We start from the raw sequence: 26,284 nt of genomic DNA on the forward strand, positions 1-26,284 counted from the left end.
CCTTTCGAGGCTTTAATTTCTAAGTTTTGGCTATAAATTTTAGTTACTGTTAGAAAATAAAGGCTCAAAGCTTGACTCAATCAAAGTTTCAGAATCTTGCTTCGATTATTGTTTTCCGAGAGTGACAGAACAGGGATATGCTCTACTCTCTACCATCTAAACGGAAATTACACGATTGTCGGCTCAATGCCAAAAAAGCTCAACGCTATATCAATATATATAGCCAGTAATTACACGTTATGGCTCAAAAGTGGAATGCTGCATGAATCACGAACCAAAATGATAAGCCAACTATAAAATTTACGGACTTTAGAAATATTTTATTTGCACTGATATTCAAAAATTTTTCGCAAAAGATTCTAATTGAGGATGTAATGTGGAAAGTTCTTTGTTATTAAGGGCTTACGATATAAAAGTTACAAGCTTTTGGTCATAGCAATGTTGTACAAGAAGATTAACCAGTCGCTTTTTCATGTCCTATGTTCACAAAAGTAAAGTGAGGTACGACCAAACAATACCTGTGAACAGTAGAGGCTCTGAAAGCACGCTCAATCTCTGGCTAACAATTTGAAAATAAGTCCGGGTGACATTTGTGTTGCTTAAAGCAAGTAGAAAAGCCGCTTTGGCACGTTTTCCCAATTCCACCTTTGACCTATTTCGTGTAATCAAATCCTCAAAGTCTTCTCGATTCATGGATGTTCCCGACGCTCACGCCTGAAAGAGTAGAAAAAGCCACAACCTCGCAAAAGTGTTAGGCAGCATTGGTTTAATCTCCCCTAATTGCAATAATCATGGCACGACCTAGCAGTATTAGTTTACAAAAAGTTCGCGTGTAGGGAGTTTTACGGCTGTCTACATGCAGACTTTTTTACATTTTTCTTTTCTAGAGTGATATACGCTGAATGTTATTCCACAATTTCATAGCGCACTAACTTCCTAATATCCTGACGGGGTAGACCTAGTTCTTGGGCAATTGTCGCTTCTATTTGGCTGAATTCTATTGTTGGAAGTTCTAATTCCAGTCGCTTCAAGATGGGGTCTGCTGTTTCCACTTCTACCTGGGTAATTCTTTTAGTTCGGTTGACGGCAGCGTTAATGAGCAACACATTTACTGATACCCGTGCTTCAAGTTGAGTATCTGACTGAAGTTTTTTCTTCGTGGAGTAGGGTCGGCTTAACTCTTGAGCAGCTAGGAAATTACAGCCAAGCCAAAACACAACCGCTACCAGTGGTAGAGGCAACCAAAACTCTAATCCCAGTCCTTGCAGCCAATGTTTACTAATACGCCACACACTACACCTGCTTCTGATTTTGCTAGGTCACACTTCATCTATATCCTAATGGGGTAGACAATTTTCTGAAATCTGACTGATGAAAGACGTTGAGATTGCTTCAATGCATTATTCTAAACAAGCACAAGTGTATAAAGGTGATGAAAATCTTACTGGTAGAGGATGATCCAAAGCAATTAATGCCGCTGCAAATGGTTCTCTCTCAGGCTGGACACAGCGTCGATGGTGTCAAGGATGGTGAAACCGCTCAATGGCTTTTGGCTGAAAAAGAATATGACCTGCTGATTTTGGATTGGATGTTACCTCGAATTAGTGGAGTAAGTTTGTGTCAACAGTATCGGGCGGCGGGAAAAACAGCTCCCGTATTAATGATCACGGCAAAAGATACCACACCTGATAAAGTCATAGGATTAGATGCGGGAGCAGATGATTACCTCGTCAAACCAATTGATATCGTAGAGTTCATGGCACGGGTGCGGGCATTGAGGAGGCGATCGCCTCTCTGGCAAGGAGACACCCTCTGCTTGGCAGACCTCGAACTTCATCTCGATAGACTAATTTTGGAGCGACAAGGGGCGATCGTATCCCTTTCCAGCCAAGAATTTCAGTTGCTAGAGTACTTCATGCGTCATCCTAAGCAAGTCCTGACTCGCAACCAGATTGAGCAAGCTGTATGGGAGTGGGGTAGTGAACCAGAAAGCAATGCAATCACCGTTTTAGTTCGTAAACTTCGCCAACGTTTGCAAACATTAGCAGCAGCCGATTGGATTGAAACTGTCTACGGTATGGGCTATCGCCTCAACCCTCCAGAACCATCGTAAAAGGGACTGGGGACTGGGAGATGAGGGGGATGAGGGAGTAGTGTAGTTCAATTACTTGAAAAGTGTTGTAACTAAAAATTACGAATTACGAATTACGAATTACGAATTAGCATGAGTTGTGTTTAACCGCAGTCGTCGTAACTTAGCTCGTTGGTTTACCCTTTCAATGGGGTGCATTCTGATTCTCTTTGCTGGAGTCATTTACAATCTTGAGGTAAAAGACAAACTCAAAGCATTAGATCAACTGCTTTATAAAAGAGCAGAGCTGATGGCAGCCAGTTCGCAGTATCGGCTGTATCAAGGACAAAAAGAAGTCGATCTGAGCAATATACCGCTATTGGGTAGTGGTTCTCACCCCGCTGATATTGAATTGGTCTATGTTCGCTGGTATGACCCGTATGGCAAACTCAAGCGGTTTTTTGGTACTCCACCTCCAGAAGAGTTAGAAATAGCATCTGAGTTTCTCACGATTAAGTCCGTTGACCAGTTTACAGGTAAGACGCTTTGGCTGCGTCAAGTCACGTTACCTGTTCAAGGAGGAAATTCGATCATTGGTTATCTGCAAGTTGCTATCCCGCTGACAGAAACTCAAAACGAACTCAGAGAATTTCAGTTGATATTGACGCTAGCTGTGCCTGTAGCACTGGGGTTAATTGGACTTACAGGTTGGGTACTCAGTGGCATAGCCATGCAGCCTGTTCAGCTAGCCTATAATCAACTGCAACGCTTCACATCAGATGCTTCTCATGAGTTGCGATCGCCCCTTTCTGCGATTTTGACCAATGCCCAAGTTGGGTTACTAATGTCCGCAGACCATCCCCAAATCCATCCCTCAGTGGAGAACATCATCGATAGTGCTAAGTCGATGAGTACCTTGGTCAATAACCTATTGCTGTTAGCTCGACATCAGGGAAAATTAACTCCCGAATCTCTCAAAAAGGTTAATCTCAATAGCTTACTAGAGAATTTAGCTATTTATTACAATACTGTTGCTGCAAAAGCGTCGATCGAGTTGATCGGCCATTTACCAGAACAACCCATTAAGTTGTGGGCTGACCCCGATTTGCTGCGGCTAGCTGTTGAAAACTTGCTCAACAACGCCTGCAATTACACTCCATCTGGTGGAACTGTCTGGTTACGCTTAGAACCTCACCCAGATCGGGCAGTAATTCAGGTTATTGATACTGGAATTGGAATTCCAGAGGCAGATTTACCTTACATTTTCGATCGCTTTTACCGGGTTGACACAGAACGTGCCAGAGAAAGCGGCGGATTTGGGTTGGGATTAGCGATCGCTCAACAAATTGTCCAGGCTCACGGCGGTCACATTCATGTGATGAGCCATGAGGGTCAAGGCTCGACATTCCAGATTAAATTACCGCTGAGAAGCTATTCCTAACCACCTCACAAATTTCAATCGTTGACTAAACTCATCAACGCTTGAAATTCAAGGTCTTGCTGCTCTGATAATTGATATTTTAACTTGAACAACTGACTCTGCAATGCTTCAGCTACATAGAGCATATTAGATTCTTGGGCAATTTTTAGCTGATTTTCTCTAACTTTGATTTGTCGAAGCAAGTTGTTTTCACCATAACTTGAATCGTAATTTTGAGCAATCATAGCTTTACACCTATTAAAAATTGATGCTGGTGAAATTAAATTTACTGCCTACGTATTATTCCACACCTTTATCAATTTTTAAACATTACGCTGTGAATTTCGTTCTGGCTTGGCTCCCTAATAGTTGCGTATGTTTCATTGACGAAAATCACTGTCAAAAGCTTTTGTCATAAAACCCCTGGAGCTAAGTTGCTGATTTCAAACTCAGGTTGATGATAAACTCAGTTCCTGGACCAGGCAGAGAATTCACCTCAATTGCTCCGCCATGTTTTTCTACGACAATTTGCTGGGCGATCGCTAACCCTAAGCCTGTTCCTTTCCCCACTGCTTTGGTGGTGAACAATTGGTCAAAAATGTGCTGCTTGACCTCCTCAGATATACCAATGCCGTTGTCAGCAATCCGAATCGCCACCTGTTGGCAGTCTGGACTGAGTTGTGTTTGAATCCGAATTTGGTTGGGATGAGCTTGGATATCTTCAAAGCTACGTCCGGCATTGCTTTCTTCTAAGGCATCGATTGCATTCGCTAGGATATTCATAAATACTTGATTTAACTGACTAGGGAAACATTCGACTAGTGGTAACTCTGCATATTCTGTAATGACTTCAATATCCGGATGCTGTTCATTAGCTTTGAGGCGATGTTTGAGAATCAACAGCGTGCTGTCGATGCCGTCGTGAATATTGCAAAGAACTTTGCTGTCTTTGTCGGCACGCGAGAAAGTACGAAGTGACGTGCTAATGTTTTGAATGCGATCGCATCCGACTTTCATTGACGAAATCATGTTCGGCAGGTCACTGAGCAAGTATTCTAAATCAATATTTTTGGCATTCTCTTGAATAGCATGTCCTGCATCGGGAAATGTTGCTTGGTACAGCCGCAGATGTCCTAAGACATCTTTGACTGCCAGTTCTGCTTGGTGAAGATTGCCAGCAATATAGCCTATCGGGTTATTAATCTCATGGGCAACTCCTGCCACCAACTGACCCAAAGCTGACATTTTTTCTTGCTGCACTAATTGCACTTGTGCTTTTTGTAAAGCATCTGTGCGTTGTTTGACACGTTCCTCTAGCGTTTCATTTGTTTGTTGCAACGCAGAGGTAAGATACCGTAGTTGCAGGTGCACTTTCACGCGTGCTAACACTTCCTCTTGCTCAAAGGGTTTGGTCACATAATCCACTGCACCGACCGATAAGCCTTTGACTTTGCTTTCAGTATTGGAATGAGCAGTCATGAAAATAACTGGAATGTCTTGAGTTAGTAAATTTGACTTGAGTTGGCGGCAAGTTTCAAAACCATCTATTCCAGGCATTTGCACGTCTAGCAAAATCAGATCGGGGAGCTTGCGTTGCACCTGCTCTAGCGCTTCTTCTCCATTTGTGGCAATACGGACATTTAGCCCAAGTTCTTTCAGCGCTTGTCTTAGCACCGACAAATTAGTGGGATTGTCATCGACTAGCAGGATTGATGCAGTAGAGAAGTCTAACATGATGAGGGGGCAGGGGGGCAGAGGGGCAGGGGAGCAGGGGGAGAAAAACTACTAACTCTTGTACAGACGCGATTAATCGCGTCTCTACTCAGCACTCAGCACTTAAAGGGATTGCTTGAGAAAATCCTTAATTTGTTTCAGTTGACAGTCTTCTGCCATTTGGATAACCTGTTGGGCAAAATCTGTGTATTCAGGATGCGCTAACTTGAGTTTTTCAGCTTCGGCGGCTACGGCATCAATTTCTCCATCTTGAGCTAACTCATATAAGCAGTTGAGAATCTCGGCAGATGGCAGCACCATCTTTGTTAGATTAGTTAGCGATCGCTCAGTTGTAGCAGTTTGGTCATACACCCATGTTAAGTTGAGATATTTGCAAATAATTTCTAAGAGTAAATCTGCTTGCACTGGTTTGGGCAAAAAAGCATCAGCTCCACCATCCAAGCTCTGATGTCGATCGGCATCAAAGACACTGGCGGAGGAAGCGATCGCTACTACATGTTTGAGTTGGGGGGACTGTCGCAAATGCTTCAGCAGCTCAAAGCCGTGCATGATGGGCATGGTCAAATCGGTAATCACCAAATCAGGCTGCATTTTCAAGGCTTTATCGAGTCCTACTTGACCATTCTCGGCTTCAACCACGGCAAAGCCAATGGGTTCAAGTAAGTTAACAATAACTGAGCGATTTTCCCATTTGTCATCCACCACGAGAACTTGGCGTTTCTTCCCTTGATAACCTACGACCGTTCCCTGTTGAGTTGTTGTGGATGCGATCGCCCAATTTTCTGCTTCTGGAACCTCCAGCTCGAACCAAAAAGTACTGCCTTTGTTCGGCTCACTCTGTACCTCAATTTGACTGCCCATCAGGGCGACAATCTTGAGGCTAATCGCCAGTCCTAAACCAGTTCCTTCTGTTTGCTTTTTGGTACTACCGACTTGTTCAAAAGGCAAAAAGATTTTTTCTAATTGGTCAGGACTCATGCCGACACCCGTATCAATCACTTCAAAGCATAGCCGCTGCCAGGATTTTCCTTGGGAATCGAACGCTTGAGTGTGAATGCGAAACGTCACACTGCCCCAGTCGGTGAATTTGATCGCATTGCCCAACAAATTGAGCAAAACTTGTCGCAAGCGTTTTTCATCTGCACGAATCCCTGTAGGCAGTGGAGAATTGGGTTCATAAATAAAGGCAATTCCTTTTTGCTCAGCTCGCACTCGACAAATTTCGACAACCCCTTGTAGGAAAGAAGGTAGGTGAAACGTGGTGAGATTGAGTTCCAATTTCCGAGCTTCTATCTTAGACAGATCCAAGATATCGTTAATCAACGTCAGGAGGTGAGAACCACAATGATGAATGATGCTAACACCTTTTTTATCTTTTTCGCTCAGTGTTTGAGAACGTTGCAGAATTTGCACATATCCGAGAATACCGTTGAGCGGTGTCCGTAATTCATGGCTCATGTTGGCTAAAAATTCACTCTTAGCTTCATTAGCTTTATCGGCTACAATTTTGGCCGCTTCTAACTGAATTCTTTGTGATTCCAGCTTTTCTTGAGATTCCCGCAACTCCTGAATTACTTGCCTTAATAGTGATTGTCTTTTCTCAATTGTCTCCTCTAACCTCATGCGATCGGCGGTAGAGCGTTCTAACTGTTTCTTGAGAATCCGATTCTCTTTTTCTAGTTCTTGATACTTGCTTTCGCGGTCAAAAGCTGGCATAGTCCCTACTGCACTCCCAACAATAACGTTACAAACGTCTCGTTGTGGAAATAAGTTTCACTCTTTGGTTCCAGAGGTGCTAACTCACCGTAGGAATAAAACCCGCAACAAGGTAAATTTTTGGCGAGATTTGCTTTAATTGTCTGGTATTCTCCTTCAGTGCGAGTGCCCAAAAGGTGACGGCGAGCTGCACAAGAAATTAAAACAGCTGCTGAAGGTTCCTGTCCTGGATAACTCTCTAAAGCTTGTCGAAATGAGGTTTGGGATGCTGACACCAGTTCCTCGCGACTGGCTTCCAACATTTGCACCTGAGCTTTTTCTGGAATATCGGTGAAAAAGTTAATGCTGCCTGTCTCTTCATCATAACCACTAGGTGCCCTCATAAAATATTTTTGCCCACTTGGTTCATAGACAGCCAGTGGATATTCATCTGAAGGAGGCGCACCTAAATAATGCAGATAAAATTCCAAAGCAGGTTTACCATCAATTTCATAGAGAATATTGCGATCGACCTTAGTGGCAATTCCTTGTGTACCAATGGTTTTCCACCCCCCTGCCATCCCAAACGAGAACAACACATCTCCAGAAAACAGCAGGACGGGGACTGAATCACTCAAGACCTCGCCACGGAAAAATTGGTATGTATGTTGCATCCGCTGTTGATCGCCAGCAGTACCCCCGACAATCAAGGTGTTATGACCTAGTGCTTGCTTTAAGCCATCCAAAATCCGGACACCGCTAGTTGTGAGGCTCTCTGGAATTGTTAGACACAACTTGGTTAGTGATTGACTTTGACGCTGTGCGTCTTGAACGGCTTGTTGAGTAGCAGCAATGGGATCTTTTGACACCCCTCGTCCAAGTCCAGCATGAATTTCAACTCGATCTGAGCAAAATACCATCAAAGTTACAGAATCTTGTTGGTAATTCAGTACTGATGATATTTCTCCATCCGTTGTACCTCCAATCAAATCAATGCCTGGAAACACATCTTGAATCCGTTCTAAAATCAGGGGATGATCGAAGTCAATCGCCGTAAAGAGAATTCCTGCTTGAGGAACCTGACCTGCTAAAGATTGGATACATTGCTCAATAACTTCGTCAATGGCTGCTGAGGCATCTGGATCGTTACTGTGACCTACTGCAACTTTCAACATGGCTTGCCAGTAATCCTTCTATATTTTCTCTTGGACAATCTCAGCCACGAGCAGCCTACTATCCCAAAAAACTGTGACTATTTGAACGATTTAGCCCTTATTTTATATGGTAAAAGTTAAAGGAGTAAAAAGCTACAAAGACGACAGGAAATAGTAAAGCATATACCGTGGTAAATAAATACTCACCTAGTATTCCCATTCCAGTCTTGAGTTCAACAGATTGTGTTGCAAAAGAGTGTTGAGTAGAGACGCGACGCCAGTCGCTACAACGGGGGAAACCCCCGCAACGCGCTGGCTCATTAATCGCGTCTGTACAAGAGTTAGTAGTTATTTCTCCCTCTGCCCCCTTGCCCCTTCATACTCCTGCTCCCTTTTTCAACTAGCAGCTTAAAATTCACCTAGACACAATTTGCTATTTTTATATCATTCATCATGCTGACGTTGACCAAACGTAAACCACCTAACCCTGATGTAGCTGTCACTTTGACTCTAGCGCTCACAGCAGAAGAACGCACTCGCAGTCGTCATCGCTTTGAGACTGAAGATGGCAAAGTTGTGTTTTTGCGTTTGCCCAGAGGAACAGTTCTGCGGGATAGTGATATTCTGCAAGATGAAACCAATAATAATGTAATCAGAATCACTGCCAAACCAGAATCAGTTTTAACAGTCTTTGCCCAAACACCGCTTTTGTTGATGCGGGCAGCATACCACTTAGGAAATCGCCATGTACCTGTAGAAATTACCCCAAGTTATTTACGTTTATCGACCGATCCAGTTTTACGCACCATGTTGGAACAACTGGGACTAGAAATCAAAGAGGAAATTCTACCGTTTCAGCCGGAATTAGGTGCTTATGGACAACACCATCACGCTCACTGATAGCCAGTTTTTATGTATTTTGCAGTTAGCTAGTCCAGCTTTACCTGTGGGAGCGTATAGTTATTCTGAAGGATTGGAAACGCTGGTAGAAAATGGTGCGATCGCAAATCAAACTACTTTAAAGCACTGGTTACAAGCTGAACTGCATTATGGGGCAATTCGATTAGAGGCGGCGGTGATGGTACGAGCTTATCAATCTGGGAATATGGGTGATATGGAGGCGCTATGTCGTTGGAACATGTGGTTATCAGCTGCTAGGGAAACCCAAGAGTTACGCAACTCCAGCTGGCAGATGGGGCGATCGCTGATACAGTTACTTGGTAAACTCCAACCGCAAATCTTGCCTCTAGCCAACGCTGTTGGTAATCCTTGCAATTATGCGATCGCAGTTGGTATTGCTGCTGTCCATTGGCAAATCAATATTAAAGCTGCCTTGCTAGGATATCTGCATAGCTGGGCAAGTAATCTAATTACTGCTGGGGTAAAACTCATCCCCCTTGGTCAAACAGCAGGACAAGAACTATTACTAGAATTGCAACCATTGATTAGTGCCGCAGCAACAGAAATAATGGCTTTGGAGGACGATGAACTCGGCTGCTGTAGCTGGGGTTTATCGCTAGCTAGTATGCAGCATGAAACGCAGTATACAAGGTTGTTTAGAAGTTAGGAGGGACTGGGGGAGACGCGGGGATGTGAGAGATAAGGGAGATAAGGGAGACAAGGGAGATGATTCTTCACTTTTGCTTTTTGCCTTTTGCCTCCTGACAACTGACAACTAACTATAATGAGTACATTTCGAGTAGGGGTTGCTGGCCCTGTGGGTTCGGGAAAGACTGCTTTAGTTGATGCTTTGTGTAAGGCATTGCGCGAGCAGTACCAGATTGCGGTGGTAACAAATGATATCTATACGCAAGAGGATGCTCAGTTTTTGGTGCGTTCTCAGGCGTTGGCAAGCGATCGCATTTTGGGTGTGGAAACTGGCGGTTGTCCTCATACTGCTATTCGTGAAGATGCTTCTATGAATTTGGCAGCTATTGAACAATTAGAACAACGATTTACTAATTTAGATTTGGTGTTTTTAGAAAGTGGCGGCGATAATTTAGCTGCTACCTTTAGTCCAGAATTGGTAGATTTAACGATTTATGTCATCGATGTGGCGGCTGGTGATAAAATTCCCCGCAAAGGTGGCCCTGGCATTACCAAATCAGATTTACTGGTGATTAATAAAACTGACCTTGCACCATATGTAGGTGCAGATTTAAGTGTAATGGAGCGGGATGCTAAAAAAATGCGTGGCGATCGCCCCTTTGTTTTTACTAATTTGAAAACTCACAAAGGTCTAGCAGATGTGATTAACTTTGTCCGCACAAATTTTTGTTAGCAATTTTCAAAGTCACTGGGGACTAGGCAAAATGGCGAAAAGGTTAAAGAGAAAGTGGAAGAACTTTGTTGAATTCCTTTCCCTCTTCCCCAAAGCGAAGCTTTTGCTCTTAACCTTTTCTCAATCCCTACTCTCCAGTCTCTATTTTCAAAAAAAATAAGTATAAACACGCTGAAGTTTGTTAGGTCTAGTATTGATTTTTTTAAATGCATTAAAGCGCTGACTGCAAACCAAAAGTGTATTTTATATTTAATGGCACTCAGCTTCTTATTTTAAATGACTTTTCAAGTATCTTAGGCTAATTATAAGTAATTATACTGGCTTAAATATTAAGAACATACTAGACAAAGGTGTTTGAGCCTCTGGAGAAGAGATAACAAGTAATTCTTAATTTAACCTTATATTCTTTAAAAATATTTGCCAGTTCTCTCAAGCAGTGAACTAATAGCTATCATTGGCTAAGTGGTGTTTCTGGCAGTAGTTACGGTTATACAGCAGGTGCAGGAGCTAAAACTAACCCAAACATTGTCCAAGAGTGAATGAGTGCTAAGCATTACCTGAAAGTTATCTTAGGTAGATACGGTGATGCAAAAACATACAAAAATTTATTAAGGATAAGGCTATGGCTACTGAACAGTTAACTAGAGATAGCGACAATCTCGATTTAAAACAACTACTGAGAACACTGACTGCTGTCAAACAAGGTAATTTCTCGGCGCGGATGCCTGTTGACCAAGTTGGCATGGCAGGTAAAATAGCCGATACGCTCAACCATATTATTGAGCAGAATGAGCAAATGGCGGCAGAGATACAGCGGATCGGTAATGTGGTTGGCAAAGAAGGTAAGATTACTGAACGCGCTTCTCTAGGAAATGTTCGTGGTTCATGGTCAGATTGTGTTAGTTCTGTCAATACTTTAATTACAGATTTAGTTCAACCGACATCTGAAACTACTCGCGTGATCCGGGCGGTGGCTAATGGCGATTTATCCCAAACGATCGCCACAGAAATTGACGGTAGACCCCTCCAAGGGGAGTTTCTGCAAACGGCTAATATTGTCAACACGATGGTAGATCGGCTCGGTTCGTTTGCTTCTGAAGTAACAAGAGTTGCTAGAGAAGTGGGAACAGAAGGGAAACTGGGCGTGCAAGCCCAAGTGCGCGGCGTGGCAGGTACTTGGAAGGATTTGACCGACAATGTTAACTTGATGGCAGGTAATCTGACTGGTCAAGTGCGGAACATTGCCGAAGTTGCCACAGCGATCGCCAACGGTGACCTTTCCAAGAAAATCACCGTCGATGTCAAAGGCGAAATTCTCGAACTTAAAAACACCGTCAATACGATGGTGGATCAGCTAAATTCCTTTGCTAGTGAAGTAACAAGAGTTGCCCGTGAAGTAGGAACTGAAGGTAAGCTGGGCGTACAAGCAGAAGTGCGGGGAGTAGCAGGTACTTGGAAGGATTTGACCGACAACGTCAACTTAATGGCTGGTAATCTGACAGCCCAAGTCCGTAATATTGCGGAAGTAACGACGGCGGTGGCAAATGGCGACCTTTCCAAGAAAATCACCGTTGATGTCAGAGGCGAAATTTTAGAATTGAAAAACACCGTCAACATCATGGTGGATCAACTCAATTCCTTTGCAAGTGAAGTAACGCGAGTTGCTAGAGAAGTGGGTGCAGAAGGAAAATTGGGCGGTCAAGCGGAAGTCCGGGGAGTTGCGGGTACTTGGAAAGATTTGACGGATAGTGTGAACTTCATGGCGGGAAGTTTAACAGCCCAAGTACGGAATATTGCAGAAGTAACGACCGCGGTGGCAACAGGCGATCTTTCCAAGAAAATCACCGTCGATGTCAAAGGCGAAATTTTAGAGTTGAAAAACACTATTAACACGATGGTGGATCAACTCAACTCCTTTGCAAGTGAAGTAACGCGGGTTGCTAGGGAGGTGGGAACCGAAGGTAAGTTGGGCGTACAAGCAGAAGTCCGGGGGGTAGCAGGCACCTGGAAAGACTTGACCGATAACGTGAACTTAATGGCGGGTAATCTTACCGGACAGGTGCGGAATATTGCTGAAGTTGCCACAGCGATCGCCAACGGTGACCTTTCTAAGAAAATTACTGTTGATGTCAAAGGCGAAATTTTAGAGTTGAAAAACACCATCAATATCATGGTGGATCAACTCAGTTCCTTTGCATCAGAAGTAACGCGGGTTGCTAGAGAGGTGGGCAGTGAAGGGAAACTGGGCGTACAAGCCGATGTGAAGGGTGTAGCTGGCACTTGGAAGGATTTGACAGATAGTGTGAACTTCATGGCGGGAAGTTTGACAGCCCAAGTGCGTAATATTGCTGAAGTGACCACGGCGGTGGCAACAGGCGACCTCTCTAAGAAAATCACTGTTGATGTGAAAGGTGAAATTCTGGAACTGAAAAACACCATTAACACGATGGTGGATCAGCTTAACTCCTTTGCAAGTGAAGTAACGCGGGTTGCCAGGGAGGTAGGCAGTGAAGGGAAACTGGGCGTACAAGCTGATGTCCGGGGTGTTGCAGGTACTTGGAAGGATTTGACAGATAGTGTGAACTTCATGGCGGGAAGTTTGACAGCCCAAGTGCGGAACATCGCCGAAGTGACAACAGCGGTGGCAACAGGCGACCTCTCTAAGAAAATCACTGTTGATGTTAAAGGCGAAATTCTAGAGTTGAAAAATACTATTAACACAATGGTGGATCAACTCAGTTCCTTTGCAAGTGAAGTAACGCGGGTTGCCAGGGAGGTAGGAACCGAAGGTAAGTTGGGCGTGCAAGCCGAGGTACGAGGGGTGGCAGGCACCTGGAAAGATTTGACTGGTGCGGTGAATATGATGGCGGGGAACCTCACCGACCAAGTACGAAACATCGCCGAAGTTGCCACAGCGATCGCAAATGGCGATCTATCCAAGAAAATTACCGTTCAAGTTAAAGGTGAAATTTTAGAGTTGAAAAACACCATCAACATCATGGTGGATCAACTCAACTCCTTCGCATCAGAAGTAACGCGGGTTGCACGGGAGGTGGGAAGTGAAGGGAAACTGGGCGTACAAGCCGATGTCAAGGGCGTAGCAGGTACTTGGAAAGATTTAACAGATAGTGTGAACTTCATGGCAGGCAGTTTGACAGCCCAAGTGCGGAACATTGCTGCCGTGACAACGGCAGTAGCCAATGGCGACCTCTCCAAGAAAATCTCTGTTGATGTCAAAGGTGAAATTTTAGAGTTGAAAAACACCGTCAACACGATGGTGGATCAACTCAACTCCTTTGCAAGTGAAGTAACGCGGGTTGCTAGGGAGGTGGGAACCGAAGGGAAATTAGGCGTGCAAGCAGAAGTCAAAGGCGTAGCGGGTACTTGGAAAGACCTAACTGACAGTGTGAACTTCATGGCGGGAAGTTTGACAGCCCAAGTACGGAACATTGCCGAAGTGACCACGGCGGTGGCAAATGGCGACTTATCCAAGAAAATCACCGTCGATGTCAAAGGCGAAATTCAGGAACTGAAAAACACCATTAACACGATGGTGGATCAACTTAACTCCTTCGCATCGGAAGTGACGCGCGTGGCGCGGGAGGTGGGAACCGAAGGAAAACTGGGCGTGCAAGCCTACGTTAGAGGAGTCGGTGGCACCTGGAAAGATTTGACCGACAACGTGAACTCGATGGCGGGGAACCTGACAGCCCAGGTGCGGAACATTGCCGAAGTGACTAAGGCGGTGGCGAATGGCGACCTTTCCAAGAAAATCACCGTTGATGTGAAAGGCGAAATTTTGGATCTGAAAAACACCATTAACACGATGGTGGATCAACTCAGTTCCTTTGCAAGTGAAGTAACGCGGGTAGCGCGGGAAGTGGGAACCGAAGGTAAGTTAGGCGGACAAGCTTTGGTTCAAGGTGTTGCAGGCACTTGGAAAGATTTGACTGACAACGTGAACTCGATGGCGGGGAACTTGACAGCCCAGGTGCGAGGTATTGCTAGAGTTGTGACGGCGGTTGCTAATGGCGACTTGAAGCGCAAACTGATGCTAGATGCCAAGGGAGAAATTGAAACCTTGGCAGAGACAATCAACGAAATGATTGATACCCTGGCGACCTTTGCCAATCAGGTAACTACAGTGGCAAGGGAAGTGGGAATTGAAGGAAAACTGGGCGGTCAAGCTAGGGTGCCTGGGGCGGCTGGGACTTGGAAAGATTTGACGGACAACGTGAACGAACTAGCTGCCACACTCACAACTCAGTTACGGGCGATCGCCGAAGTGGCAACAGCCGTGACCAAGGGCGATTTAACTCGTTCCATCGCTGTGGAAGCTTTAGGGGAAGTGGCAATCCTCAAAGACAACATCAACCAGATGATTGCCAATCTCCGGGAAACAACCCAGAAAAATACTGAACAAGACTGGTTAAAAACTAACCTAGCCAAGTTTACCCGAATGCTGCAAGGTCAGCGAGACTTGGAAACCGTATCCAAACTCATTCTCTCCGAACTAGCACCCCTGGTAGGAGCGCAACATGGCGTATTCTACTTGATGGAGGCAATAGAAACTCAGTCTTATCTCAAACTACTCAGTAGCTATGCTTACCGCGAACGCAAGCATCTGGCGAACCGCTTTCACTTGGGTGAAGGTTTGGTGGGACAATGCGCCCTGGAAAAAGAGCGAATTCTGCTGTCGGAAGTGCCCACTGATTACATCAAAATTAACTCTGGTTTGGGAGAAGCTAGCCCACTCAATGCCGTAGTCTTACCCGTACTGTTTGAAGGGCAGGTGACAGCGGTGATTGAGTTAGCTTCATTCCGCCGCTTTAGCGAAATTCATTTGACATTCTTCGATCAACTCACCGAAAGTATTGCGATCGTTCTCAACACCATCGCTGCTTCCATGCGGACTGAAGAATTGCTCAAGCAATCCCAGTCGCTAGCCGAAGAACTGCAAACTCAGCAAAACGAACTCAGAGAAACCAACAAACGCCTCGAACAACAAGCCCAATCCCTCAAAACCTCTGAAGATTTACTCAAAGGACAGCAAGAAGAGTTACAGCAAACCAACGCCGAGTTAGAAGAAAAAGCAGAGTTGTTAGCGCAGCAAAAGAGAGAAGTCGAGCGCAAAAATCGCGAAATCGAACAAGCAAGACGGTCTTTGGAAGAAAAGGCCGAACAACTCGCACTGTCTTCAAAATATAAATCGGAGTTTCTGGCGAATATGTCCCATGAACTGCGGACACCGCTGAATAGCTTGTTGATTTTGGCGAGGCTGTTGGCAGATAACATCGACGGAAACCTCACCAACAGACAAGTCGAATACAGCCAGACAATTTACTCCGCAGGTACTGATTTGCTGGCGTTAATCAATGACATTTTGGATCTCGCCAAGATTGAATCTGGAACTATGTCAATTGACATGACTCAGATGGTATTGCCAGAATTGTCCGAGCAGATTCAGCGTACCTTTGGGCAAGTAGCTCAGAATAAAGGACTCGCCTTCGCAATTGACTTGGCTGCCGAATTGCCAGACACCATCCATACGGACGTGAAACGCTTACAACAAGTGTTGAAAAATCTCCTCTCCAACGCTTTTAAATTTACAGAACGTGGAGAGGTACGCTTACGGATTGAAGTGGCAAACCAAGGATGGAGCCTCAACCAGGAAACCTTGAATCGTGCCCAGATGGTAATTGCTTTCTCAGTCACCGATACGGGTATTGGCATTGCTCAGGACAAGCAGAAAGTTATTTTCGAGGCGTTTCAGCAAGCCGACGGCACTACCAGTCGTAAATATGGTGGCACTGGATTGGGCTTATCAATTAGCCGTGAAATTGCCCACCTCTTTGGCGGAGAAATCAAACTTGTCAGTCGCCCCGGTCAAGGTAGCACGTTTACATTCTACCTGCCGCAATTCAGTTCTGAGTTCCGAATTCCGAGTCCTGAGCCTAAAACAGCACTACTCCCCACTTCGCATTACTCCTTCTCTCCAGAAGGTAACCCAAGTTCCTCACTCAGCAACGCCACTTTCTCTACTTGGGGAGACCCCAAGACCGCACCGGCTCCTCAGTACTCAGCAACGCCAGTTGCTACGGAAGGAAACTCTGCCGCAGCGCATCGGCTCCTCAGTACTCAGCACTCAACCCTCATCAGCGACGATCGCGCTATTATCGAAAGTGGCGATCGCGTGCTGCTGGTTGTTGAGGATGACATTAACTTTGCACGTATTCTGATAGATATGGCACGGCAGCAAGGATTTAAAGTGATAACCGCTCAAAGTGGCAGTGCAGGTTTAAACCTAGCACAGCACTTCCTACCTTCAGCTGTTTTGCTGGATATTCGATTGCCAGAAATGGATGGTTGGACAGTATTAGATCGCTTAAAGCATGACCCAAATACGCGTCACATTCCCGTACATATTATGACAGTTGAGGAAGGACGACAACGCGGTTTGCAATTAGGAGCGATCGCATATCTGCAAAAACCCGTTACCAGCGAGCGAATATCTGAGGCATTGACTAAAATCAAAGGTTTTGTTGAGCGTCGGGTAAAGAGTTTGCTAGTAGTAGAAGATGACGATACTCAACGGCATAGCATTGTTGAATTAATCGGCAACAGTGATGTTGCTACCACTGCTGTGGGTACTGGACAAGAAGCACTAGAAGCCATCCGTTCTCAGCATTTTGATTGCCTCGTCCTCGATTTAGGACTACCTGATATGACTGGATTTGAACTGATCGAGCAGATTAAGCAAGAACCCAATGGTGAAACTTTACCAATTATTGTCTACACGGGCAGAGAAATTAGCAAAACACAAGAAACTGAACTCAGGCGGATAGCGGAAACGATTATCCTCAAAGACGTGCAATCGCCCGAACGTCTCCTCGACGAAACAGCATTATTCCTACACCGAGTACAGGCGGATATGCCTGTACCCAAACGACAGTTATTAGAACAATTGCATTCTCGAGACTACTTACTCGCTGGCAAAAAAGTGCTAATCGTAGACGACGATGTACGTAACATCTTCGCGCTGACAAGTATGCTGGAGCGCTATCAAATGCAGGTTTTATATGCCGAGAACGGCAGCGAAGGTATTAGAGTTTTAGAAGAGACACCAGACATTGATATAGTTTTGATGGACATAATGATGCCAGAAATGGACGGTTATGAGACAACGAGCCTGATCCGCCAGGATGAACAATTTCAAGGTTTACCAATAATTGCACTGACAGCTAAAGCCATGCAAGGCGATCGCGATAAGTGTATTGCAGCAGGCGCATCAGACTACATCACCAAACCCGTTGACACTGAACAATTGCTTTCGCTCTTGCGCGTTTGGCTATATCAATAAATCCTCAAGGGACGTGGGGATGCGGGGACGCGGGGACATTCTCCTTCTTTGCGTTTCCCTGATCTTTCTCATCCCCCAGTTACGCCTTTAAAGTGCAACTTGGTATAAATATTCCTAAGTCTGCATCAACCTCGCTTGAGTGCTAAAGTTAGTCCATCGCCAATTGGGACAAGAGACAGTGTGACTCGTTCATCATCATGTAACTTTTGATTGAGAGCGCGGATAACTTTAGTACTTTCATCTTGATTTTGGGGATCGGCAACTCGTCCAGACCATAAAACATTATCAATAGCAATCAATCCACCTGGACGTACTAATTCCAGAACTCGCTCGTAATAGCCATCATAATTTTCTTTATCAGCATCGATAAAGGCAAAATCAAACGTCCCAGCTTGGCCATCTGCCAATAGTGCATCTAAAGTTTCCAAGCCTGGTGCTAAGCGCAAATTAATTTTATCGGCAACCCCTGCTTGCTGCCAATATCGCCGAGCGATCGCTGTAAATTCCTCACTCACATCACAAGCGATAATTTTGCCATCGGTAGGCAACGCCAATGCTACAGAAAGCGAGCTATAACCTGTAAATACGCCAACTTCCAAGGTTTTCTTTGCTCCCATGAGTTGCACCAGCAGTCTCATAAACTGTCCTTGTTCCGGTGATATCTGCATTGTAGCTCTGGGATGGCTAGCAGTTTCTTGGCGTAACTTCCAGAGAATCTCAGGCTCTCGCACAGAAGTAGATAAAAGGTAATCGTAAAGCTGCTTATTAAGACCAATCGTCTGTGTTGACATAGGACATTAGGGAATTTAACGCATCTACCGCTATACTAACGCTGGAGAGTGAAATATCAGAAATTACATGGTGCGGCTCGTTTTTACAGCAATTTTGCTGGTACTATTGACAGCTTGTGGCAGTATTGGATTGCTACCAACTAGCCAGTTAGTGCAAAAAGCGATCGCCCTTCAGCTATCGCAAACCCAACAGCAACTCAACCAACAACTGGATTTAGATTTCCAAGGATTTGAAATCAAGCGGTTATCTATTACTCAAGAAAAACCGCTAACAATTGAAAATTTACCAGCTTTCCGGGTTCGAGGAACCTACGACTCGATCGTCAAGCTACCAAAGAGACAGTTGACGCAAGCGCAACAACCATTTGATATTTATCTGCAAATTCAACAAGAAGGCAAAACCTGGCGATTGTTACTTCTAGATAAGGGTAGTAAGGAAGCTCAACCTATCTGGCGCAGCTATCTCATTGAATAACTCGTATGTGCAATTAGAAAAACCATCATAAGTATATCCGTATAAGTGCTAAGGTGTAGCCACAATCGAGGTGATAGTTTTACCAAAGACAGGGCAACATGTATTTCAACTTTTTGATTAGTTCTATTGTGGGAATTTTGGCAGCGGTGCTGCTGGGTTTTGGAGTGCTGCAATGGTTCCACATACCTGCTGGCAACTTCCTCGACTGGGTGATTGGTGGTGCAAGTTTTTGGTGGTTATTGGTAATTGTCACCGTCCCGTGGAATGTGCATTTTCAAGCCAAAGAAGTTTTAGCAGAAGCAGCACAATCACAAGAGAAAAACATTCCAGTCGATCATAAACAAGTGAAATACGTCCAGGTGTTAGCAAAGCGATCGCTCTGGGTTGCCCTTGCTTTACACTTATTTTCAGCTGTTGGTCTTTATACCCTCGCTGCTACTGGTATTAGTGCCGTGGGATATATCAGTTCTGGTGCAGCTTTGTTATTAACTATTCTCCGTCCGGCTATCCGTGCTTACGAATATTTATATGCGCGGTTGGCAATGATTCGTCAAGAATGGAAATATCCCCGTGAAGATATTGTCGAACTGCGCGATCGCTTCAACTCTTTAGAAGAGAAAGTTCGGCAGATAGAAGAACAACTCAATCCAGAACAGCCTTACTCTTTGCCAGCAACCCAACAACGCTTTGCCGAAGAAACTCGCAGAGACTTAGCCCGAATTGCGGCTAATTTGGAAGAATTACGCGCTACAAATCAAACCGAACACGAACGTTTGGCGAGAGAAGCGAGAAATGCGATCGCTCAACTTTCTACCGATGGGCAATTTCTCGACCATGTGCGCGAAATTATCCGATTTTTTAAATCAGCTTAATCATACCGCTTCAATTAATTATTTCGACAAATTCTTTGGTAGAGATGTTGAATGTAACCTCATCCGTCGTCGCAAAGGTTGATGCGATCGCTTTTGGCACTGTGCGGGATCGCACTCAAGAACAAATAATATGTCTAATTCAATAAGCAAACCCCAGTTTGCTTTCTCATTTTGCCTAAATGCTTTCTCAAACTGGAGTTTGCTTTCTCATTTCAGTAGATTCAGCAAGCAAACGGCAGTTTACTTTCTCAAACCCCAGTTTGCTTTCTCATTTCAGTAGATCGCGCATTCATGACAACTATCGCGCTTGTAGCAAAAGCCATTAGAGATTTGCCGGAATTCTCTCAAGCCGATCGATACGGAAGTTTTTTAAGGTAAAGAATATTAACTGTACTCTATTGAAAGGTGTATATCATGGCTCGTAGAAAAAGAACCTCTCCGGTATTAGAAAAAGCAGTGCGTCGTGCGGCTGGCATCAATTCAATTGATGTGAATTTAAATTTAGGCCACGGACTTACTCAGCCTGCCTTTTTAACTCTGATCGAGACGATGCGAACTAAAGAAAATGCATACAATACTGCACTTTCCAACCTGGATAAATTGTACCGTGAAATGCTGGAAACAGAGGACGAGTTGGCAGATATGGCAGAGCATATGCTGTTGGGAGTTGGGACTCGATATGGCAAAAGTAGTGTAGAGTACGGTATGGCGGGAGGAGTTCCTAAAAGCCAGCGCCGCAAGAGACTGCGAGGCGAGTCGCCAACTTCCAGTTCTCAGCAACCGTCATACATTGCTACTGTGAACGGCAACGATAATGGAAGCAAAGCAGCAGTAACAAGTTAGGATGTGCATTATAAGTAAGTAGTGACATGGTAAGGGGAGCGAGAAATGCGATCGCTTCCCTTACCACCGATGGACAATTTATCGATCGTGTGCGTGAAATTATTCAATTTTTTAAAACAGCCTAAATCATAGCTACAGCATAATTCAGGAGTCAGGAGGAGGCAGTGCGTTGGCGGGTTCCCTGACTTGTAGCAACTGCCGTTCAGAATTCATGCTGCCTCACCAACTTGAAATCCGCTGTATATTCAGGAAGTTTTATTTTTTTCTATTTGGTAAGCCTGCAATAAATGTTCACCATTGAAATGAATTAGATGAGTTGCATCTTCAGTAACCCAAACATCTGTTTCCCAAGCAATTTCTGCCAGATATTCCACCATTGTCTTGCGACTCAAGAATGATGTCACCATAACCAGAGGTATTCTTACGCCTCTGAATAAAACTTCAAGTTCCTTCTTTCGCTTTGGATTAATTGGGCCGTGTGACGTTACAGCTTCAATCAACACCAACCAATTATTTGTTGTCAAGTGGATAATTACATCTGGCATTTTGCCATGGCGAGCAACACTAACGCCTAAATCCACTAATGCTGCTTCATCAAAGTGGGCGAACTTTTCATCTGTATCGCCGACATAAATGAGCTTTCCACCAGGAGTAAAACGAGGGGCAAAATCATTAATAATTTTTTCAATTAGAATATTCTGACCCCCTGGCAATAAAGTTTTAATTTCTCCTTCAATTATTATGGGAATATGGGACATTTCACGCTCTTGAGCATACTGCTTTTTTAAGGTTTCAATAGAAGCAAGGTAAGTACGGATGCTTTTTTCCCATTCCTCAGTACCGTAGGTTCGTAATAGTTCGAGCGCACTTGCTTCGATTTGATACACAGTTTTTGGACTGTTGATAGGGCGGCTTGGATCGTCTGGATTAGCAACTATCAAAGCAGCATCTAGAAATTGATGTACTGTCTGGCGGCGTACTGTTTCTCGTGTATTGGGCTTATAGGTTTTGCCATAATGCTGAGCCATGAATTCCATCATCGGCGTGATTCCCATAAAAGGGGAAGTTGCTAATTGCCAAGAGTCTGTCGGCTTTAAGTCAAGTAACGCCAGAAGGGTTAAAGCTGACCGTTCGTTAAGCTGTCTTCGTGGAAAGCCCAATTGTGACAAAATTTGCACCGCTTCATCAATTCTAGACTTAATTGCGATGGGATTGTTGCCTGACTGATTCGACATACTCAGTAACTTATTTTCCACAAGTTCATCGATTGCGCGCAAAGAGAGAAACTGTTCTTTGATTTCCGTCCCTAAAGACAATAGTTGTTCCAAAGTAGGATACTTTAATTTCCGCAAATCTGTTGCATTTACCTGAGTATGTCCATTGAACAACCGAAAGAATGAATCAACCAAGGTTGAATTAAGATAAACTGCAAGCCCACAAGCCAAGGTATAGCTAAGTCCACGCCCCTCTTTGTGAAAGTAATTCAAGTGATTTTCAAAGCCGACATAAGCATAATCAAATCGATCGGCATTATAAATGACCGCAACAATCCGTCTTTTCTCTTCTTTTGACGAAAATCTTTTGCAGAGAACGTAATGCTCATTTGGTACTAGAAGATTCTTTGTTTCTGCTCTATGCACTATAGCTTGGGGCTTTTTGGTTATTTTGGGATGCTCTATATATCCATCTGAGAAATTTACCGGATAAATCAAAGGAACAGTATTTTTTTCGGAATTTGTTCTGAGGTAATTTTTAGCTCGAAAATCTACAACCTTTCCAGTTGAAACTGTTAGCCCCAAATCTTGTAAAGTGCAAGTGAAAAGTGCCATTTGCTGAACAAATTGCTGGCTAATTTTATCTGGAAGAATATGAATGAACTGCTCTTTATCGTCAGGGTGAACTAAGTCCGCATATGGTACAGAGTGTGACATGATATAGTCATCATTAGCACCAAAGCTAGTATTGATGATTACGTTGCTAAACTTTTGCTCTTGTTTTGTAGCTCGGACGATCGCAGTTTCTTGTAGAACATCATCATTAAATGCTTCTTGCCGCGACTCAAAAAGATGTACTTGTTGTAAAGCCATCATCTCCAAAAACATCTTCCGAAAGTCACAAAAATACGGACCATTGCAAAAACTACGCGGGGTAATCGCTACAAACTCGCCTTGTGGTTTTAGCAGTTGTGCTGTGGCAGCCATAAAACCAGTATAAAGATTGCTAGTTTCCAAACCTATAGAACGTAGCAATTTCCTAACTTGGGAATGAGCGTTGATTTTTAAATAAGGTGGATTGAGGATCGCATGGGTAAATTCTGCTGGATTTGTATTATTTAATAAACCAAGCTGAAGTCGCTTAACAGCATCTTCAATAAAATCAGTCTCACGAATTTCGTAATTGAAAGAAATACCTACATGTTGGCATTCCCTGGCACATAGCTCTAAAGTCTGGCGCAAATACCCGATCAGAAAAGGGTCAATTTCATAGGCTACAATACGTAAACTTGACGTATGTTGTTGCTGTTGGCATACTTTGGTCACAAAAGCGGCTAGTAATGAACCGATTCCAGCTCCAGCATCAAGCAAAAATATTTCAGGCAAATCCAGCCTATCAAACATCCCAGCCATCAATTCCGCCACCGAAGCGGGGGTAAGAAACTGCCCCATTAATCCTTTTTTATTTTGTCTTAGTTTAAAACTTGCTACAGCCCGATGCAGATCCACTTCTGCAAGCAAGTTGCCCCTAGATAATTGTGCGAGGCTGCTGAAACCTAAAATACTTCTATCACCTGCTACGAAAGCTTTACTACTTGATGGAATGCTCACGATATGTCTTGAAAATAGGGAGTAGGGACTGGGGAAGAAATCTTTTTTATCCTTAGTTGTGGGATTTTCTCATGATTATCCGTCTTTTTAAATGCTATGGCGAATGGAATGTGGCGATCGCTGATTAATCTATGCAACTACTACCTCACCGCCAAGACTCCGACTTCCTCACTGCACTGCGTCTTTGCGTCCCTTGCTCACCAGTTTATGACAGCTACTTAAGCGGCACAAATTCATATTCATCAGCACTAGCTTTTCGTTGAACTTTGACTAAGAAGATGGGATTATTTGTGCGATCGCCTGATGGTAAAAATTGAATCTTTCCCGTGGCACCATCGACTGAAAAACTTGGACTGTGCAGCACCCTTTGCAATTCATCGCGCCTGTTAGTTTGCTCCAAACCTTTGACTATTGCTAAAGTTGCATCATAAGCTGTAGCTGTTCGCCAATTCACAGTTGCACCCCAAAGTCTCTGAGCTTTTTGCACAAAGATGTTATTTGGAAATGCTGCGGGATACCAAGGTGCAGAGATGATCAGTCCGTCGATACCTCTGCCTTCCTTTAAGGTTTCGTCAGTGAAAAGTGTCGGACTACCAAATACAGTCAACTGTCCTTGATTAGATTGTGCTACCGCTAGACCTTGCTTGATTTTGTCTATATAAAGACCTAACACCAATCCATTAGCACCGCTACCTACAGCTTGAGAAATGACAGCACTAGGGTTAAAGTCACGGGCAGAAATATCGCACTCTGTAGAATTAATCTGACCGCCAGCAGCCTTGATTGCTCTGACAAACTCACTGTTAAACGATTGATTATCTATCCCTTGGTAATCAACACAGATCAGAAAATTGGATTTGCCTGCTTTTTTAATAGCGTAATTAGAGACGCTATCTGCTATAGATTTAACACTAGGAGCAGTGCGGAAGATATAGTTGCCAATACTGGTAAGGTTTTGGGCATAACTAGTCGGAGATATCATTACTAACCCGTCTTTTTGATAGACTGGGGCTGCGGAGAGGGAAGCATTACTAGAATTATGTCCCACGACAGCCAAAATGTGAGTATCTATGACAAACTCAGTGGCAAGCTGTGCGGCTTTGCTTGGGTTATTGTTATCATTAGCGATCGCCACCTCCAAAGCTTTGCCTTTAATACCACCATTGTTATTTATTTCATCTTGGGCTTGAGCCACACCGCGTAACATCTCTTGTGCTACGTTTCGGTTAGTGCCAATGGGTACGCTCACAGCAATTTTAAGCCGCTCTCCTTGCTGACGAGCTTTAGTATTATTCAGGTAAATCAAGGCTTCTGGATCTCTGAGGTTAGCTATTCGATATGAATCAAATTTATTAATAGCAGTCTGACAATCACCATTTAAAAATGCCCTAGATCCAGCTTCTTTATCTGAGTTCGTATCTTGTTTATCTAAAATTTCTTCGCCCAGGCTAATGTTGTCATTCAAACTATAAGTCTCTTTAGCACAAGAATTTAGTGTAGGCGCAACTACAGTTGTAGACGAATTTTTGGTTAGAAAATAGACTACAGTACCACCAATCACTACTCCAATTATTCCGATAATGAACGCTCCCATGTAGTTTAAATAATTGCTATTGCGGGAGTGTGTAGAATTGACATCTACTGGAGATGTGGTGACTTTTTGTTCCGTAATTATCGGAGCTTCAATTAAGGCTATATCTTCATCTCTTAGTCCTAAAACTTGCTGAAGACGTTTTAAATTAGCGCGAGTTCTATCACTGAGCGGAACCTCATTTTCAATCTCCTTACGTAATGCTTGCTCATATCGCTGCAATTTTTTCTTGTAAACTTCAATAGGTGCTAAAACTTCAGTTTCAATTGCAGCAGCCTCCTCAGGTGCTAGTTCTAGCCCATCTTGTAGCCCATCCAATGCCGCGCGACCAATAAAAGAAATCTCACCGTTACCACCCTCTACCCAATACTCAACTTCTCGACGATATTTGAGCTTAGGGTCGTCAGTAGGTGCTTTGGCAAGCTTGATTTTATAACCTCCTTTGACAGGATATATCTCTGGTTTCATTGCTGGAGCAGCTTCTTGTACCTTCTTGGCAGCATAATCATGCAATTCATCAACCGAAATCCAACCATCTTCATCCCAATCTGCTGCACCAGTCTCCAGTCCCTCAACTATGTAGCGCGTGTAAGTTGAAGTATCTGCCCCTTGTTGTTCAAAAGAATATTGAGTTGAAGTACTAGATGTGAGAACAGCCCGTCCTTCACCACCTAATTGGTTTTTGACATCTACAAAACCATCATCTCTTGCTAACATACCCTCGGCAAACGCACCACTAAAGCAACAATCAAGAATCACTACTTGATGCTTAGAGCGGCTAGTAGTCATGAACCTATGCACAGAACTAGCTGCTACTGCGGTTGTCTCAACAAGTCTCCCCTGTAAATTTTTGCGGGTGTTGCAAGTAGCAAAGTAAAGCTTACCGCTCTCATCTTTAATGCCATGACCAGAGAAAAATAACAGCAAGAGGTCATCTTTTTGACGACCATCAAACAAGGTTTCAATGGCTTCCTCCATTGCTTGTCGTTGAGGATTTACCAGTACTTTTACCTCATCAAAACCGCCAATCTCGGAGTTTTGCAAAACTCGCTGCATTGCTTCAACATCTTTTGCCGCCGCTGGTAATGGGGTTAGATTAGACTCATACTCGCTTATCCCAATTAGAAGTGCTACTTTCGCCATCTGGCTATTCTTCCTTGCTGATAAATTTC

18 protein-coding genes are annotated in these 26,284 nt (G+C 44.0%); 9 read left to right on the forward strand and 9 right to left on the reverse strand.

From position 1 onward, the window contains the following. Positions 1 to 483: 483 nt before the first annotated feature. Both RMY31_RS31420 and RMY31_RS31425 read right to left on the reverse strand, forming a co-directional pair. Positions 484 to 693 (reverse strand): hypothetical protein, encoded by a 210-nt coding sequence (locus RMY31_RS31420; RefSeq protein ID WP_322666362.1) that lies wholly within the window; start codon positions 691 to 693, stop codon positions 484 to 486. A gap of 212 nt (positions 694 to 905) precedes the next feature. Continuing rightward, positions 906 to 1,292, reverse strand: a complete 387-nt coding sequence (locus tag RMY31_RS31425; RefSeq protein WP_409878970.1) for a hypothetical protein — start codon at positions 1,290 to 1,292, stop codon at positions 906 to 908. A gap of 140 nt (positions 1,293 to 1,432) precedes the next feature. Here RMY31_RS31425 and rppA point away from each other — a divergent pair, with 140 nt between their 5' ends. Together rppA and RMY31_RS31435 are read left to right on the forward strand one after the other, a co-directional pair. Next, positions 1,433 to 2,113 (forward strand): two-component system response regulator RppA, encoded by a 681-nt coding sequence (rppA, locus tag RMY31_RS31430; RefSeq protein ID WP_292723872.1) that lies wholly within the window; start codon positions 1,433 to 1,435, stop codon positions 2,111 to 2,113. A 118-nt stretch (positions 2,114 to 2,231) separates the two neighbouring features. Then, complete coding sequence (locus tag RMY31_RS31435; protein ID WP_409878972.1) at positions 2,232 to 3,512, forward strand: sensor histidine kinase; 1,281 nt, start codon at positions 2,232 to 2,234, stop codon at positions 3,510 to 3,512. A 14-nt stretch (positions 3,513 to 3,526) separates the two neighbouring features. On the opposite strand, the gene RMY31_RS31440 is transcribed toward RMY31_RS31435, so the two are convergent. The 4 genes from RMY31_RS31440 to RMY31_RS31455 all read right to left on the reverse strand — a co-directional run bounded on the left by RMY31_RS31440 (position 3,527) and on the right by RMY31_RS31455 (position 8,095). After that, positions 3,527 to 3,736, reverse strand: coding sequence for a hypothetical protein (locus RMY31_RS31440; RefSeq protein WP_322658489.1), 210 nt, complete (start codon positions 3,734 to 3,736; stop codon positions 3,527 to 3,529). Between the two features lie 184 nt (positions 3,737 to 3,920). Next, the gene (locus tag RMY31_RS31445; protein ID WP_322658488.1) at positions 3,921 to 5,225 is read right to left on the reverse strand and encodes a sensor histidine kinase; all 1,305 of its coding nucleotides are present in this window, start codon (positions 5,223 to 5,225) and stop codon (positions 3,921 to 3,923) included. Between the two features lie 102 nt (positions 5,226 to 5,327). After that, positions 5,328 to 6,941 carry an ATP-binding protein gene (locus tag RMY31_RS31450; RefSeq protein WP_322658487.1) on the reverse strand — a complete coding sequence of 538 codons (1,614 nt, stop codon included), beginning with the start codon at positions 6,939 to 6,941 and terminating at the stop codon, positions 5,328 to 5,330. Positions 6,942 to 6,946: 5 nt separating this feature from the next. Further along, positions 6,947 to 8,095, reverse strand: a complete 1,149-nt coding sequence (locus tag RMY31_RS31455; protein WP_322658486.1) for an FIST signal transduction protein — start codon at positions 8,093 to 8,095, stop codon at positions 6,947 to 6,949. A gap of 432 nt (positions 8,096 to 8,527) precedes the next feature. Between RMY31_RS31455 and ureE the strand changes: the two genes are divergently transcribed. The 4 genes from ureE to RMY31_RS31475 all read left to right on the forward strand — a co-directional run bounded on the left by ureE (position 8,528) and on the right by RMY31_RS31475 (position 17,715). After that, a complete protein-coding gene (ureE, locus tag RMY31_RS31460) occupies positions 8,528 to 8,974 on the forward strand; it encodes an urease accessory protein UreE (protein WP_322658485.1) in 447 nt (148 codons plus the stop codon). Then, on the forward strand, positions 8,949 to 9,641 hold the full coding sequence (locus RMY31_RS31465) for an urease accessory protein UreF (protein WP_322658484.1): 693 nt from the start codon (positions 8,949 to 8,951) through the stop codon (positions 9,639 to 9,641). Before ureE ends, RMY31_RS31465 begins: the two co-directional genes overlap by 26 nt. Before the next feature lie 117 nt (positions 9,642 to 9,758). Further along, positions 9,759 to 10,355 (forward strand): urease accessory protein UreG, encoded by a 597-nt coding sequence (gene ureG / locus RMY31_RS31470; RefSeq protein WP_322658483.1) that lies wholly within the window; start codon positions 9,759 to 9,761, stop codon positions 10,353 to 10,355. 622 nt (positions 10,356 to 10,977) lie between these two features. Then, positions 10,978 to 17,715, forward strand: a complete 6,738-nt coding sequence (locus RMY31_RS31475) for a HAMP domain-containing protein (protein ID WP_322658482.1) — start codon at positions 10,978 to 10,980, stop codon at positions 17,713 to 17,715. A 125-nt stretch (positions 17,716 to 17,840) separates the two neighbouring features. On the opposite strand, the gene RMY31_RS31480 is transcribed toward RMY31_RS31475, so the two are convergent. Beyond that, on the reverse strand, positions 17,841 to 18,506 hold the full coding sequence (locus RMY31_RS31480; protein WP_322658481.1) for a class I SAM-dependent methyltransferase: 666 nt from the start codon (positions 18,504 to 18,506) through the stop codon (positions 17,841 to 17,843). A gap of 67 nt (positions 18,507 to 18,573) precedes the next feature. Between RMY31_RS31480 and RMY31_RS31485 the strand changes: the two genes are divergently transcribed. The 3 genes from RMY31_RS31485 (at position 18,574) to RMY31_RS31495 (ending at position 20,696) form a co-directional block, all read left to right on the forward strand. Next, positions 18,574 to 18,981 carry a hypothetical protein gene (locus RMY31_RS31485; protein ID WP_322658480.1) on the forward strand — a complete coding sequence of 136 codons (408 nt, stop codon included), beginning with the start codon at positions 18,574 to 18,576 and terminating at the stop codon, positions 18,979 to 18,981. A 98-nt stretch (positions 18,982 to 19,079) separates the two neighbouring features. Next, a complete protein-coding gene (locus RMY31_RS31490) occupies positions 19,080 to 19,853 on the forward strand; it encodes a hypothetical protein (RefSeq protein WP_322658479.1) in 774 nt (257 codons plus the stop codon). A gap of 414 nt (positions 19,854 to 20,267) precedes the next feature. Further along, positions 20,268 to 20,696: a hypothetical protein gene (locus tag RMY31_RS31495; RefSeq protein WP_322658478.1), complete on the forward strand. Its 429-nt coding sequence runs from the start codon at positions 20,268 to 20,270 to the stop codon at positions 20,694 to 20,696. 245 nt (positions 20,697 to 20,941) lie between these two features. On the opposite strand, the gene RMY31_RS31500 is transcribed toward RMY31_RS31495, so the two are convergent. Continuing rightward, on the reverse strand, positions 20,942 to 23,521 hold the full coding sequence (locus RMY31_RS31500) for a BsuBI/PstI family type II restriction endonuclease (RefSeq protein WP_322658477.1): 2,580 nt from the start codon (positions 23,519 to 23,521) through the stop codon (positions 20,942 to 20,944). A gap of 214 nt (positions 23,522 to 23,735) precedes the next feature. After that, positions 23,736 to 26,255, reverse strand: a complete 2,520-nt coding sequence (locus RMY31_RS31505) for a caspase, EACC1-associated type (protein ID WP_322658476.1) — start codon at positions 26,253 to 26,255, stop codon at positions 23,736 to 23,738. Positions 26,256 to 26,284: the final 29 nt, after the last annotated feature.

It is taken from the genome of Dendronalium sp. ChiSLP03b (assembly GCF_034531165.2).
Taxonomy (GTDB): domain Bacteria; phylum Cyanobacteriota; class Cyanobacteriia; order Cyanobacteriales; family Nostocaceae; genus Dendronalium; species Dendronalium minutum.